This is a genomic window from Streptomyces sp. NPDC001903, assembly GCF_042891345.1.
GTDB lineage: Bacteria > Actinomycetota > Actinomycetes > Streptomycetales > Streptomycetaceae > Streptomyces.
Genome location: NZ_JBIASZ010000038.1, coordinates 6,604 through 20,733, shown reverse-complemented (window position 1 = coordinate 20,733; position 14,130 = coordinate 6,604). Strand labels below are relative to the sequence as shown.

10 protein-coding genes are annotated in these 14,130 nt (G+C 73.6%); 6 read left to right on the top strand and 4 right to left on the bottom strand.

Annotation, left to right across the window (positions count from 1 at the left end):
* Nucleotides 1-103: 103 nt before the first annotated feature.
* Nucleotides 104-490 carry a VOC family protein gene (locus ACFYZS_RS40140; RefSeq protein ID WP_389024447.1) on the top strand — a complete coding sequence of 129 codons (387 nt, stop codon included), beginning with the start codon at nt 104-106 and terminating at the stop codon, nt 488-490.
* 35 nt (nt 491-525) lie between these two features.
* On the opposite strand, the gene ACFYZS_RS40135 is transcribed toward ACFYZS_RS40140, so the two are convergent.
* The gene (locus ACFYZS_RS40135) at nt 526-2,358 is read right to left on the bottom strand and encodes a serine hydrolase (RefSeq protein WP_389024444.1); all 1,833 of its coding nucleotides are present in this window, start codon (nt 2,356-2,358) and stop codon (nt 526-528) included.
* 141 nt (nt 2,359-2,499) lie between these two features.
* Between ACFYZS_RS40135 and ACFYZS_RS40130 the strand changes: the two genes are divergently transcribed.
* From ACFYZS_RS40130 to ACFYZS_RS40120, 3 genes are all read left to right on the top strand, one after another.
* Complete coding sequence (locus ACFYZS_RS40130; protein WP_389024441.1) at nt 2,500-3,606, top strand: nitronate monooxygenase; 1,107 nt, start codon at nt 2,500-2,502, stop codon at nt 3,604-3,606.
* 14 nt (nt 3,607-3,620) lie between these two features.
* Entirely contained in the window at nt 3,621-5,174 is a 1,554-nt protein-coding gene (locus ACFYZS_RS40125; RefSeq protein WP_389024438.1) for an acyl-CoA synthetase, read from the top strand.
* A 155-nt stretch (nt 5,175-5,329) separates the two neighbouring features.
* On the top strand, nt 5,330-6,505 hold the full coding sequence (locus ACFYZS_RS40120; protein WP_389024435.1) for a calcium:proton antiporter: 1,176 nt from the start codon (nt 5,330-5,332) through the stop codon (nt 6,503-6,505).
* A 53-nt stretch (nt 6,506-6,558) separates the two neighbouring features.
* On the opposite strand, the gene ACFYZS_RS40115 is transcribed toward ACFYZS_RS40120, so the two are convergent.
* Nucleotides 6,559-9,018, bottom strand: a complete 2,460-nt coding sequence (locus tag ACFYZS_RS40115) for a penicillin acylase family protein (RefSeq protein WP_389024432.1) — start codon at nt 9,016-9,018, stop codon at nt 6,559-6,561.
* Between the two features lie 167 nt (nt 9,019-9,185).
* On the opposite strand from ACFYZS_RS40115, the gene ACFYZS_RS40110 reads away from it, so the two are divergent.
* Nucleotides 9,186-10,703: a fatty acyl-CoA synthetase gene (locus ACFYZS_RS40110; RefSeq protein WP_389024430.1), complete on the top strand. Its 1,518-nt coding sequence runs from the start codon at nt 9,186-9,188 to the stop codon at nt 10,701-10,703.
* A 14-nt stretch (nt 10,704-10,717) separates the two neighbouring features.
* Here the strand turns inward: ACFYZS_RS40110 and ACFYZS_RS40105 are convergent, their stop codons facing one another.
* Entirely contained in the window at nt 10,718-11,536 is an 819-nt protein-coding gene (locus ACFYZS_RS40105; RefSeq protein WP_389024427.1) for a YhjD/YihY/BrkB family envelope integrity protein, read from the bottom strand.
* 101 nt (nt 11,537-11,637) lie between these two features.
* Complete coding sequence (gene paaK / locus ACFYZS_RS40100) at nt 11,638-12,939, bottom strand: phenylacetate--CoA ligase PaaK (protein ID WP_389024424.1); 1,302 nt, start codon at nt 12,937-12,939, stop codon at nt 11,638-11,640.
* Between the two features lie 130 nt (nt 12,940-13,069).
* Between paaK and ACFYZS_RS40095 the strand changes: the two genes are divergently transcribed.
* A complete protein-coding gene (locus ACFYZS_RS40095; RefSeq protein WP_389024421.1) occupies nt 13,070-13,933 on the top strand; it encodes an alpha/beta fold hydrolase in 864 nt (287 codons plus the stop codon).
* The last annotated feature ends 197 nt before the right edge of the window (nt 13,934-14,130 follow it).

Genomic DNA, 14,130 nt, shown 5'->3' with positions numbered 1-14,130 from the left:
TACACGGGCTTCCGCCCGGCACACCGAGAGCACGCACCGGACGCCGCGGGAGCGCCCTGCGGGCGCACGGCGCTACTTTGCGGACACCCCCTAGGATCGGGCCATGATCGCCGAACTTCAGTGTGTGGTGCTGGACTGTCCGGATCCGCTGCGGCTTGCCGAGTTCTACCGGGAGGTGCTGGGCGGGACCGTCAACCGGCCGGACCCGCGCTGGTCGGTGGACGAGCACTGGGCGACGCTGCACGTGCCGTCGGGCCAGGTGCTCGCCTTCCAGCGGGTCGCGGACCACCGGCCGCCGCGCTGGCCGGACCCCGCCCACCCCCAGCAGTTCCACCTGGACTTCGCCGTGCCGGACCTGGACCGGGCGCAGGAGCAGGTGCTGGCCTGCGGCGCGAAGCTGCTGGACGCCCGCACCGGTGCCGTCCCCGACGACTGGCGCGTCTACGCGGACCCGGCGGGCCATCCCTTCTGCCTGGTCCGCGAGGCCTGACGCGGGCGGCTGCCCTCGCCGTACCCCGCGGTGGGTCAGTCCGTCGAGCGGGTCCAGCCGTCGGCCCGCATGCGGGAGGCGTCGGCCGGGCGGTCCTCCGCGAAGAGGAGCCGGGCCGGTTCCGCCACCCGTACGACGTCCACGTACACCCCGCGGCCGACGTAGCGGCCGGTCGCCGTGTGGCGCAGGCGCAGGTGGACCGGGCGGCCGGCCCATGCGGTGAGCGGGGCCTCCAGACGGTGCCAGATGCGGCCGGACCAGCCGCCGGCGCTGCCCCGCGGCCACTGCTCGGGGACGCCTCCCGTGGACCGCAGGGTGCTGAACGGCAGCGGCTCCCAGGTCTCCCCGTCGGCCGAGGCCTCCAGGTGGAACGCGCCCTCGCCGGGCACGGTGTCCCACCACACGGCGCAGCGCAGCCGGGCCGCGGCCGTCTCCGGGGTGAGCGGCGGCAGGGTGAGGGTGCCGGACCCGCCGCTCTCCATGCCCGAGTACCAGGCCGGGCCGCCGTGCTTCGTACGGACCGGGACGGCGCGGGCGAAGCGGTTGCCGACGGCGACGCGCGGTGCACTGCCGGCCCGCCAGGTGCGCACGGGGTGGACGGAGTTGCCGAGCAGGACGAGGAAGGAGTCGGTGGAGGGGTCCAGGACGAGGGAGGTGCCGGTGAAGCCGGTGTGGCCGGCGGAGTGCGGGGTGGCCATGGCGCCCATGTACCAGTGCTGGTAGAGCTCGAAGCCGAGGCCGTGGTCGTCGCCCGGGAAGGCGGTGTTGAAGTCGGTGAAGAGCAGCTCGACGGAGGCGGGGCGCAGGATGCGCCTGCCGGCGTAGACGCCGCCGTCGAGCAGGGTACGGGCGAGGACGGCCAGGTCGAAGGCGGTGCCGAAGACGCCGGCGTGGCCGGCGACGCCACCGAGGGCGTAGGCGTTCTCGTCGTGGACCTCGCCCCAGACCAGTCCGCGGTCCAGGCCCGACCAGGGCGGCCGCTGCACTTCGGTGGCGGCGGTGACGCGGCGCCAGGAGAGCGGCGGGTTGTACCGGGTGCGGTGCATCCCGAGCGGAGCGGTGATCTCGTCGTGGAGCAGGAGGTCCAAAGTGTGACCGGTGATCCGTTCCAGGAGAAGCTGGAGCGCGATGAGGTTGAGGTCCGAGTACCGGTACACCGTCCCGGGGGTGTCCTGCGGGCGCACGCCGCACAGCATCCTCAACTGCCCCTCCCGGGTGGGCTGCTGGTAGAAGGGGGCCCACGAGCGCAGCCCCGAGGTGTGCGTGAGCAGCTGGCGCACGGTGATCAGCTCTTTGCCGCCTCCGGTGAACTCGGGCAGGTACCGGTCCACCGGTGCCTCCAGCTCCAGCCGCCCCCGCTCCATCTGCTGCACGGCGAGGAGCGAGGTGAACAGCTTGGTCAGCGACGCCAGGTCGAAGACGGTGTCCTCGGCCATCGGGATGCGCTGCGCCGCCGGGAACTCCCGGATCCGGTCGGTGCGGCCGTCGTAGTCCGCGTACCGCACGGCCTCGCCCATCGCGCGGTGCAGGGCGATCGTGCGGCCCCGGCCGGCGAGCACCACGGCCCCGGCGTAGTAGGGGTGCTCGGGGGAGGGGCCGAGGAACCGCCGGGCCTCGTCGGCCGCCGCCTCCAGATGCCGCTCGACCAGCCCCGCCTGCCGCGCCGACCCGTACCGCAGGCGCAGCCCCTGCAGCGCCCGCCGCTCGGCCGGATTGCCCGCGGCCCCCGCGGCCCCGGGCAGCGCGGCATGCAGGAGCAGCACCCCGCCCAGTGCCAACAGCCGCCCCCCGAGCCGACGTCGGCTCACTCCTGCCCCGGCAGGGCTTCTGCGGCGCGCCTCCCCGTCCCCCGTGTGCTCCTCCACCACCGGCCTCCTCTTCGCCGAACCGCCCTCCCGAAGTATCTGCCCGCGGGCGCGGCGTGCCCCGCACCGACCGGCCCGTAAAGAATCTGACGAGTCATCAGAAACCTCTTCCCTCGGTCGCCGGGCTGCGGCATGCTGCCGCCCATGGAGACGGAGCTGAGCAAGAAACTGGGAGTCGAGCACGCCATCTTCGGCTTCACGCCCTTTCCGGCGGTCGCCGCGGCCATCACCCGCGCCGGCGGCTTCGGCGTCCTCGGCGCCGTCCGCTACACGGCCCCCGACGACCTCAAACGCGACCTCGACTGGATGCAGGAGCACACCGACGGCAAGCCGTACGGCCTCGACGTCGTCATGCCGGCCAAGAAGGCCGTCGACGGCATCAGCGAAGCCGACATCGAGGCGATGATCCCGGCCGCCCACCGCGCCTTCGTCCGCGACACCCTCGCCAAGCACCACGTCCCCGAGCTGGCCGAGGGCGAGGCATCGGGCTGGCGGATCACGGGCTGGATGGAGCAGGTCGCCCGCAAGCAGCTCGACGTCGCCTTCGACTACCCGATCAAACTCCTGGCGAACGCCCTCGGTTCCCCGCCCGCCGACGTCATCGCGCGCGCCCACGACCACGGCGTCCTCGTCGCCGCCCTCGCCGGCAGCGCCAAACACGCCCGCCGCCACGCCGAAGCCGGCATCGACATCGTCGTCGCCCAGGGCTACGAGGCCGGCGGGCACACCGGCGACATCGCCACGATGGTGCTGGTCCCCGAGATCGCCGAGGCCGTCGCCCCGCTCCCCGTCCTCGCCGCCGGCGGCATCGGCAGCGGCGAGCAGATCGCCGCGGGCCTGGCCCTCGGCGCCCAGGGCGCCTGGCTCGGCTCCCTCTGGCTCACCACCACCGAGGCCGACCTGCACTCCCGCGCCCTCACCGAGAAGCTGCTCGCCGCCGGGTCCGGGGACACCGTCCGCTCCCGCGCCCTCACCGGCAAGCCCGCCCGCCAGCTGCGCACCGAGTGGACCGACGCCTGGGACGACCCGGCCGGCCCCGGCGCACTCCCGATGCCGCTCCAGGGCCTGCTCGTCGCCGAGGCCGTCTCGCGCATCCAGAAGTACGAGGTCCAGCCGCTGCTCGGCACCCCCGTCGGCCAGATCGTCGGCCGGATGAACTCCGAACGCAGCGTCCAGGCCGTCTTCGACGAACTCACCAGCGGCTTCGAACGCGCCATCGACCGCATCAACCGCATCGCCGGCCGGGCCTGAGAGGTGTGACCAGCATGAGTGAGCAGCTCCCCAACGGATTCTGGGCCCAGGCGGCCGCCGACCCCGAGCGCACCGTACTGATCACCCCCGAGGGAGAGGAGTGGAGCGCCGGCCGGCTGCACGCCGACGTCAACCGCCTCGTCCACGGACTGCGCGCCGCCGGACTGGAGCAGGGCGACGTCTTCGCCGTCGTCCTGCCCAACGGCGTCGAGTTCCTCACCGCCTACCTCGCCGCCTCCCAGGCCGGCTTCTACCTGGTCCCGGTCAACCACCACCTCGTCGGCCCCGAGATCGCCTGGATCGTCTCCGACTCCGGCGCCAAGGTCCTCATCGCCCACGAGCGCTTCACCGAGGCCGCGACCGCCGCGGCCGACGAGGCGGGCCTGCCCGCGAGCCACCGCTTCGCCGTCGGAGCCGTCGCGGGCTTCCACCCGTACGCACGGCTCCTCGACGGGCAGAGCGCGACACCGCCCGAGGGGCGCACCCTCGGCTGGGTCATGAACTACACCTCCGGCACCACCGGGCGCCCCCGCGGCATCCGCCGCCCGCTGCCCGGCAAGCTCCCGGAGGAGACCTACCTCGGCGGCTTCCTCGGCATCTTCGGCATCCGGCCCTTCGACGGCAACGTCCACCTGGTCTGCTCGCCGCTCTACCACACCGCCGTCCTCCAATTCGCGGGCGCCGCCCTGCACATCGGGCACCCGCTGGTGCTGATGGACCGCTGGACCCCGCAGGAGATGCTGCGGCTCATCGACGACCACGCCTGCACGCACACCCACATGGTCCCGACGCAGTTCCACCGGCTCCTCGCGCTCCCGCAGGAGACGAAGGACGCGTACGACGTCTCCTCGATGCGGCACGCGATCCACGGGGCCGCGCCCTGCCCGGACCACGTCAAGCGGGCGATGATCGACTGGTGGGGCACCTGCGTGGAGGAGTACTACGCGGCCAGCGAGGGCGGCGGCGCGTTCGCCACCGCCGAGGACTGGCTGAAGAAGCCGGGAACGGTCGGCAAGGCCTGGCCGATCAGCGAACTCGCCGTCTTCGACGACGACGGCAACCGGCTGCCGCCCGGCGAACTCGGCACCGTCTACCTGAAGATGAACACCGGCGGCTTCAGCTACCACAAGGACGAGGGCAAGACGAAGAAGAACCGCATCGGCGACTTCTTCACGGTGGGCGACCTCGGACTGATCGACGAGGACGGGTACCTCTTCCTGCGCGACCGCAAGATCGACATGATCATCTCGGGCGGGGTGAACATCTACCCGGCCGAGATCGAGTCGGCCCTGCTCTCCCACCCGGCGGTCGCGGACGCCGCCGCCTTCGGGATCCCGCACGCCGACTGGGGCGAGGAGGTCAAGGCGGTCGTCGAACCGGCCGAGGGCTTCGTCGCCGGGGACGCACTCGCCGCCGAGATCCTGCACCACTGCGAGCGGCAGCTCGCCGGCTTCAAGCGGCCGAAGTCGGTCGACTTCATCGAGACGATGCCGCGCGACCCGAACGGCAAGCTGTACAAGCGGCGGCTGCGCGATCCGTACTGGGAGGGCCGCGAGCGCGCGATGTGAGCGCCCCGGGCGTGGCGGACCGGGACCCGAGTCCCGCGACCCGAGCTCGGGGTCCCGGTCCGCCACGCCCGGCATTCCGTGAGAAGTGCCACGTCAGGCCCACGGAGGCGTTCCTTGCGACGCACTCGGGGGACACTTCTGGCAAGTTGGCTGATATGAGTACGGCTACCCGCAGATTGCCCCTGACCGACTGGACCGTCGTGGTCCCCGTGGTGGCGCTCCTCGCGCTCGTCTTCAGCTGGGGACGCGATCTGCCCGGATTCGCCGTGGCCCTGGTCGCCCTCTGCCTCGGCGGTGCGGTGCTGGCGGCCGTGCACCACGCCGAGGTCGTGGCCCACCGGGTGGGCGAGCCGTTCGGCTCCCTCGTCCTGGCCGTCGCCGTCACCGTCATCGAAGTGGCCCTCATCGTCACCCTGATGGCCGATGGCGGCGACAAGACCGCCTCCCTCGCCCGGGACACCGTCTTCGCCGCCGTCATGATCACCTGCAACGGCATCGTCGGCCTGTCGCTGCTCGTCGGCGCCCTGCGCAACCGGGTCGCCGTCTTCAACGCCGAGGGCTCGGGGGCGGCCCTGGCCACCGTGGCGACCCTGGCCGTCCTCAGCCTGGTACTGCCGACGTTCACCACCAGCAAGCCGGGCCCGGAGTTCTCCACCGCCCAGCTGGCCTTCGCCGCCGTCGCCTCGCTCGCCCTGTACGGGCTGTTCATCGCCGTCCAGACGGTCCGCCACCGGGACTACTTCCTGCCGGTGGCCACCGGGGCGGGCGCGGAGAAGACGGCCGGGGCCGCCGACGGCGGCCAGGCGGACCGGGGCGGGGACGGCGACGGCGTCGGGGACGGCGACGGTGACGGGGAGCACGCGGCGCCGCCCACGTCCCGCGCCGCCCTGGTCAGCCTCGGCCTGCTGCTCGTCGCACTCATCGCCGTGGTCGGCGACGCCAAGGCGGTCTCGCCCACCATCGAGGCGGGGGTCGCCAAAGCGGGCCTGCCCAACGCCGTCGTCGGTGTGATCATCGCCCTGCTGGTACTGGCCCCCGAGACCCTCGCCGCCGTCCGCGCCGCCCGCCGGGACCGCGTCCAGACCAGCCTCAACCTGGCCTACGGCTCCGCCATCGCCAGCATCGGACTGACCATCCCGGCCATCGCCCTCGCCACCATCTGGCTCTCCGGCCCGCTGCTGCTCGGCCTCGGGCCGATCCACATGGTGCTGCTCGCCCTGACCGTCGTGGTCAGCGCCCTCACCATCGCTCCCGGCCGGGCCACCCTGCTGCAGGGAGGCGTACACCTCGTACTCCTCGCCGCGTACCTCTTCCTCGCCGTCAGTCCGTGAGCCCCCCCCGGGCGGGGCCGGAGCGATCCGGCTCCGCCCGGGGCGGGCGGGGGTCAGCGGCGCTCGCGCGGCCAGACCACCTTCAGCTGCGGCGAGGCGAGGATGTCCCGCTCGCAGAACCGCGAGGTCACCCACCGCTCCTGGGAGAACAGCCGGGTCTGGTCGGCGTAGTGCGGCGAGTTCGGGTTCGACGACTGGCCGTACGTCAGCAGCGTGCGCGCCACCGGGCAGCGGCCGCCGTCCCAGCCGACCGCCTGGATGTGGCTGGAGCCGTGCACGACCTCCGGGTAGCCGCCGGCCGCCGCGTTCCACGGCGCCTCGATCTTGTTCCACACGCCGAGCGCCTCGGTGCCGCCCGGCACCGGCAGCTTCTGCCCGGCGCGCACCACGAACTGGTGCTCGCCGAGCGCCGCGTCCGGCGCGATGCCGGCCGCCGCCAGCTCCGCGACCGTGTCCGCCAGAGCCCGTCCGATCCCCGGCGCCGCCTGGTTGAGCGTACGGGGCGTGCGGACGGGGTCCGCCGCCGAGAACGGCACCAGCCACAGGTCCTTGGCCGGCGTACTCGCCGTCAGCTTGCGCCAGAACCGGTCGAAGAACAGGGCGCCGCGGCTGCCGGTGTCGGCCGTACGGTCCCATCCCGCCAGCACCGCGCAGGCCGCCGAGACGTCCACCGACCGGCCGTCGCTCGCGGTGGCCGCGCCGCCGGGCAGGGCGGCGCAGGCCTTCGCCGCGTCGGCCGCCGCCAGATCGCCGGCCGGGACCCGGTTCGCGAACTGCTGCTTCTGCAGGTCCGCCACGGTCAGCCGGCCCCTGGCGGCCATGGCGGAGACGTCCTCCACCGCGCCCCGGGTCCGCAGCGAGCGCGGGGTGCCGAGGGAGCCCCAGACCCGCTCGTAGCCGGTCACCGGCGTCTGGGCATTGGCCAGCCAGGCGCTGTCGTTGGAGTTCTCGGCGTACGGGGCGTCGCGCAGGGTCGGGGCCTTGCCCGGACCGAACACCCCGGGCTGCACCGCGTCCGGATCCGATCCGAGCGCGCAGTCGCCGCGCGCACCGTCGAGGACCGCGAGCCCGGACGCCGGGTACGTGGCCTTGCCGAGCGGGGTGGAGCAGCGGGCGGCGAGCTCGTCGGTGATGCGGGGGAGCACCTGGGACTGGGTGAACAGCGTCCCGCCGGCGGAGTCCGCGGCGATCGTGTTGACCCAGGGCAGGCCCTGCGTGCGCCTGAGCGCGTCCTGGATCCCGGAGACGGAGCGGGCCCTGCCGATGGCGAGGGCGGTGTCGGAGCCGCGCAGGTTGGCCGCGTTCGGGTCGTTCAGCGCGAACGCCGTGCCGGCCGTCCAGGGCAGCGGCAGGCCCGGGCCGAGGCCGCTGACCACGGGTCCGTAGCGGGTCCACCACTGGGTGCGGGTGACGGGGGCGCCGCCCGCCACCGGGACGCTGACCTGGCGTTGCGTCATCTTCTCCGGCTTGCCGTCGACCAGGTAGGCGGTCGGGTCCGCCGGGTCCAGGGTGAGCTGGTGCAGGTTGACGGGGGTGCCGGTGGCCACCGTGTGGCTCCAGGCCACCTTCTCGTTGAATCCGATGTTCACCACGGGGGTGCCCAGCAGGGAGCCGCCGGAGACGTTCAGCTCGCCGGGTATGGTCTGCTGCGACTGCCAGAACCGGCGGCCGCCCTGCCAGGGATAGTGCGGGTTGCCGAGCAGCAGGCCGCGGCCGTTCGCCGTCGTGGAGCCGCCGAAGGCCACCGCGTTGGAGCCCATGTCGTAGCGGCCCGTGTCGAAGAAGGCCCGCGCGGCCTCGGCGGCGGCCGCCGGATCGGTGGCCGGGCCGGAGGCCGGGCCGGAGGCGAGGGGGGCCGCCCGGCCCGGCGGCTGCGCCGCGGCGATGTCGTCCACGGCCCGCCCCTGGCCTCCGATCACCGAGACGGCGAAGGCGCGGGCGGCCACGTCGACGGCGGTGATCGGGCGCACCCAGGCGGCGCCCTTGCAGGCCGGGTCGGTGATCTTGTTCTGAGCCAGCCAGGCGTTGTACCCGGCGGCCCAGCCGCGCATCAGCTCCTTGAGGTCCCGGGTGGGACCGGCCGGGGCGGGCGCGGCGAGCAGCTTCTCGACGGTGCCGGCCTCCCGGACCCCCTTGAAGTACAGGTCGCTGGTGAGGTTCTTGCTCGCGGAGGACAGGGAGCCGTCCGTCGCCGCGTCGGCGCCGAACCAGCGCGAGCGCTCGCCGGCCACGGTCACGAACCCGTCGGCGAGCACGCAGGCCTGGTCGGCGGCCTGGGCCCAGCCGGTGCCGAAGCCGAGGTGCGCGTAGTCCTGGGCCACGATGTGCGGGATGCCGTTCTCGGTGTACCGGATGACGGCCGACAGGCCGCCGCCGGAGGAACCGCGGTCGGCCGCGGCCGTCGCGGCCGAGGCCTGCGGGGCCGCGGCGGTGGCGGCGAGCAGGGCGGCGCCGAGGAGCGCGACGCGCCGCAGGAGCGGGCGGGTGCGGCCTTGTCCGTCGAACGAGTGCAAAGTGCCTCCCAAGTAGCCTGTGGATGGGCGGGGTTGGCCGTGGTGCAGGCGGTGCTCGTGTGCCCCCACACTCATGCAGGCGGGCTGATGATCTGTCAACATCCCGTTTGGTGTCCCGGTTGTCCGGATCATTGACCCCGAGTGCGTACGCAGACGAGGATCACGCCATGACGGCAGCGCGGGCGGTGCGGCAGAACACGGTCGACGGGCTGGTGCGCGACAGCGCGCTGCGGGTCCCGGACCGGGAGGCGGTCCGCTACCGCGGACGGACGTGGTCGTACGCGGAGCTCGACGCCGCGGTCTCCACCGGCGCCGCCGTCCTGCGCGAGCGCTACGGGCTGGCCGACGGCGACCGGGTCGCGACCTTCGCCCACAACAGCGACGCCTACCTGATCGCCTTCCTCGCCTGCGCGCGCGCCGGTCTCACGCACGTCCCGGTCAACCAGAACCTCACCGGCGAGGACCTCGCGCACACCCTGGGCGACTGCACGAGCGCGCTGGTCCTCGCCGACCCGGACCTGGCCGAGCGGATTCCCGGGGGCCATGCCGTGCGGCCGCTGCGCGACGCGCCCGGCTCCTTCCTGGCGGAGCTCGCCGATCCGCTGCCGTTCGTGCCCGACCGCGATCCGTACGCCGTGGTGCAGCTCCTCTACACCTCGGGGACCACCGCGCTGCCCAAGGGCGCGATGATGACGCACAAGGCCCTGGTCCACGAGTACGAGAGCGCGATCGAGGCGCTGGACCTGGCCGAGGCGGACCGCCCGGTGCACTCGCTGCCGCTCTACCACTCGGCGCAGATGCACGTCTTCCTGCTGCCCTACCTGGCGGTGGGCGCGCGGAACACGATCCTGGACGCGCCGGTCGCCGAGGAGGTCTTCGACCTGGTGGAGGCGGGGCGGGCGGACTCCCTGTTCGCGCCGCCCACGGTGTGGATCGGGCTCGCGAACCACCCGGAGTTCGGTCGGCGCGAGCTGGGCGCGCTGCGCAAGGCGTACTACGGGGCCTCGATCATGCCGGTGCCCGTGCTGGAGCGGCTGCGGGCCCGACTGCCCGGGCTCGGCTTCTACAACTGCTTCGGGCAGAGCGAGATCGGGCCGCTGGCCACGGTCCTGGGACCGGACGAGCACGAGGGGCGGATGGAGTCCTGCGGGCGGCCGGTCCGCCACGTCGAGGCGAAGGTCGTCGACGAGGACGGTGCGGAGGTGGCGGACGGCACGGCGGGCGAGGTGGTGTACCGCTCGCCCCAGCTCTGCCTGGGCTACTGGAACGATCCGGAGGCGACGAAGAAGGCCTTCCGGGACGGCTGGTTCCGCTCCGGGGACCTCGCCGTACGGGACGCGGAAGGGTACTTCACGGTCGTCGACCGGGTGAAGGACGTCATCAACTCGGGCGGCGTGCTGGTGGCCTCGCGGCAGGTCGAGGACGTGCTGTACACCCACCCGGGGGTGGCCGAGGCGGCGGTGGTGGGCCTGCCGGACGAGCGGTGGATCGAGGCGGTCACGGCGGTCGTGGTGGTGCGCGGGGAGGTGACGGAGGCGGAGCTGCTGGCGTACGCGCGCGAGAAGCTGGCCCATTTCAAGGCCCCGAAGCGGGTGCTGTTCGTGGACGCCCTCCCGCGCAACGCCAGCGGCAAGATCCTCAAGCGGGAACTCCGGGACCGCTTCGGCCGGGAGGACACCCTCTAGGGCCGCCCGGGGCCTCAGTCGGGCAGGACGGTGTCCCGCAGGCGCCGGGCGGTGAGGTGTTCGTGGGCCAGGCGCCCGACCAGGGCGCCGCCGTAGACCACGAAGCCGACGCCGACCAGCCAGGACTGGACGACCAGCAGGGTGCCGAAGGGGCCGTACGTGACGGCGTTGGAGGCGATCAGCGGGGAGAACACCAGCTGGGAGAAGACCCGCAGGCCGAGCAGGCCGAGGCTGGTCGCCACCGCCCCCGGCAGCAGGGCCCGCCAGCGGACCCGGCCGCCGAGCAGCAGCCGCTGGGAGCCCCAGAAGAAGAGGATGGTGCCGAGCAGGTCGCCGGTGGTGCCGAGGATGGTGCCGACCGCGTCGTTCGACGGGGCGGGGATCTCGACGAGCAGCGCGAGGTAGCAGACCAGCAGGGCCAGCCACACGACGTGCCGCCACATGGTGTGCCAGCGGGCGGTGGGCAGGTCCCAGACCTTCTCGTACCCGGTCTGCACGGCCGAGCCGAAGGTCAGGCCGAAGACGGCCAGCGCCGCGAGCCCGAACGCGGTGGTCCGCTCGAGGGCCAGGTCGGCCGCGCCGAACAGCATCTCGACGCGGGCCCGCGAGGACTCGGTGACCCCGAGGGCCTGGCCGAGCCAGCGCCCGAAGCCGGAGCCGCTGCCCGGGGCGGCGGCCGCGACGACCACCAGCAGCGGCACCAGGGTCAGGAAGCCGAGGGCGGCGAAGCCCATGGCCCGGTGCATGAGCTCCATCTCCCGCCCCCGGCTCCACGCCAGCCCGGCCGGGGAGGCCTGGAGCCGGTCGTGGAGCTGGCGGAAGATCGAGGTCACGCCTCATGGACTACCCGGACGGACCCGCCGGTTCTCGGAGGCTCCCCCGAAGTAGGCCCGAAGGGGTGGTCGCGCGGCGCCGCCGGGGCCTCCCCGGCCGGCTACCGCGGCTCGCGCAGGTCCATCAGGCGCTTGATCTTGCCCACCGACCGCTCCAGGGTCTCCGGGTCGACCACCTCGACGGCCACGGAGACCCCGATGCCGTCCTTGACCGCGCGGACCACGGAAGCGGCCGCCGCCTGCCGCTGGGCGGGATCCGCCTCCCGGCGCGCCTCCACCCGCACGGTCAGCGCGTCCATCCGGCCCTCCCGGGTCAGCCGCAGCTGGAAGTGCGGGGCCAGGGCGGGCGTGCGCAGCAGGATCTCCTCGATCTGCGTCGGGTAGAGGTTGACCCCGCGCAGGATGATCATGTCGTCGCTGCGGCCGGTCACCTTCTCCATCCGCCGGAACGCCGGCCGGGCCGTACCGGGCAGCAGCCGGGTCAGGTCCCGGGTCCGGTACCGGATGATCGGCATGGCCTCCTTGGTCAGCGAGGTGAACACCAGCTCCCCGGACGCGCCCTCGGGCAGCACCTCACCGGTGAAGGGGTCCACGACCTCCGGATAGAAGTGGTCCTCCCAGATGTGCAGGCCGTCCTTGGTCTCCACGCACTCCTGTGCCACGCCCGGGCCCATCACCTCGGACAGGCCGTAGATGTCCACCGCGTCGATGTCGAGCCGCTGCTCGATCTCCCGGCGCATCTCCTCGGTCCACGGCTCGGCGCCGAATATCCCCGTGCGCAGCGAGGTGCCGCGCGGGTCGATCCCCTGGCGCTCCATCTCGTCCAGCAGCGTGAGCATGTACGAGGGCGTCACCATGATGATCTCCGGCCGGAAGTCCTGGATCAGCCTGACCTGGCGATCGGTCATCCCGCCCGAGGCGGGGACGACCGTACAGCCGAGCCGCTCCGCGCCGTAGTGCGCTCCGAGGCCGCCGGTGAACAGGCCGTACCCGTACGCGACGTGCACCATCTGGCCCGGTCTGCCGCCCGCCGCCCGGATGGACCGGGCCACCACGTCCGCCCAGGTGGAGAGGTCCTTGTCGGTGTACCCGACGACGGTGGGGCGGCCGGTCGTGCCGCTGGAGGCGTGGATGCGGCGGACCTCGGAGCGCGGCACGGCGAACATGCCGAAGGGGTACTGGTCGCGCAGGTCGGCCTTGGTGGTGAAGGGGAAGAGGGCGAGATCGGCGAGGGAGCGGCAGTCGTCCGGGTGGACGCCGGCCTTGTCGAAGGCCTGCCGGTAGTGCGGCACCCGCTCGTAGGCGTGGCTCAAGGTGGCGCGCAGCCGCTGCAGCTGGAGCGCGGCCAGCTCGTCACCGCCGAGCCGCTCGCCTTCGTCGTGGACATCCGCATGCGCCGTCATGCCGTCACCCCATCTTGAACCGTGAACCGGAGCCTTGCTTCGAGTCGACCGACCGATCATTCGGTAGATTGCCCCAGCCCGGCGGCTAAATCAATGACTCGAACGAGTGATCGCATGATGGGATGGGCCCATGCCGATCTTCACCACTCATGACGGAACCGCGCTCGCCTACCACCTCCGGGGCGAGGGCGAGCCGCTCGTCTGCCTCCCCGGCGGCGCCATGCGGGCCTCCGCCTACATGGGCGACCTCGGCGGGCTCGCCGCCGGCCGCCGCCTGGTCCTCCTCGACCTGCGGGGCACGGGCGACTCGGCGGTCCCGGCCGACGCGTCCACGTACCGGGTCGACCACCAGGTCGCCGACGTCGAGGCGCTGCGGATCCACCTCGGCCTCGAGCGCATGGACGTCCTGGCCCACTCCGCCGGCGGCAACCTCGCCCAGCTGTACGCGGCCGCCCACCCCGACCGGCTGCGCCGCCTGGCCCTGATCACCCCGACCTGCTGGGCCGTGGGCCTCGACTCGACCCCGGAGCAGCGCCTGGAGGTGGTCCGCAAGCGGGCGGGCGGCGAGCCGTACGACAGCGCCGTCGCCGCCTACGAGGAGATCCTCGGCATCCTCGCGGCCGGCGGCACTCCCGCCCCGGCGCACTGGCGCAGGGCGATGCCGCTCGCGTACGGGCGCTGGGACGCGGAGGTGCGCGCCCACATCGACGCGAGCGACCGCGAGAAGAACGCGGCGGCCTCCGCCGCCTTCGCGGGCCCCGGCGCCTTCGACCCGCCCGCCACCCGGGCCGCCCTGCGGAGCGTGGGCGGCGAAGTGCTGGTGCTGGCCGGGGAGCTGGACAGCAACCCCACGGCCGGCCTCGCCGCCGAACTCGCGGCGCTCTTCCCGCGGGGACTGGCCGACGTCCAGCCGGGCGGCGCGCACTTCCCGTGGCTGGACGACCCGAAGTGGTTCGCGGCCCGCGTGGAGCGCTTCCTGGCCGCCGGAGTCTGAGGCCGGAGCCTGAGGCCGGGGGCGCGCACGGCCGGGGGCGCGCACGGCCTGGGTCGTGCAGGACCTCCGGCCCCGGCGGCCGCGGACACGGCGCGCGGCGGTGGGCGGGACCCGGGAGGGCCCTCGCCCGTACCGAGTACGCCGAATGGCAGTCGGCCCACCCGCAGGTCGGCCTCGCGCCCTTCCCCGACGCCGCC

Bases quoted from the DNA above. Each gene is read 5' to 3' on its own strand.
- ACFYZS_RS40140 (WP_389024447.1), top strand. From the start codon at position 104: ATGATCGCCGAACTTCAGTGTGTGGTGCTGGACTGTCCGGATCCGCTG.
- ACFYZS_RS40130 (WP_389024441.1), top strand. From the start codon at position 2,500: ATGGAGACGGAGCTGAGCAAGAAACTGGGAGTCGAGCACGCCATCTTC.
- ACFYZS_RS40125 (WP_389024438.1), top strand. From the start codon at position 3,621: ATGAGTGAGCAGCTCCCCAACGGATTCTGGGCCCAGGCGGCCGCCGAC.
- ACFYZS_RS40120 (WP_389024435.1), top strand. From the start codon at position 5,330: ATGAGTACGGCTACCCGCAGATTGCCCCTGACCGACTGGACCGTCGTG.
- ACFYZS_RS40110 (WP_389024430.1), top strand. From the start codon at position 9,186: ATGACGGCAGCGCGGGCGGTGCGGCAGAACACGGTCGACGGGCTGGTG.
- paaK (WP_389024424.1), bottom strand. From the start codon at position 12,939: ATGACGGCGCATGCGGATGTCCACGACGAAGGCGAGCGGCTCGGCGGT.
- ACFYZS_RS40095 (WP_389024421.1), top strand. From the start codon at position 13,070: ATGCCGATCTTCACCACTCATGACGGAACCGCGCTCGCCTACCACCTC.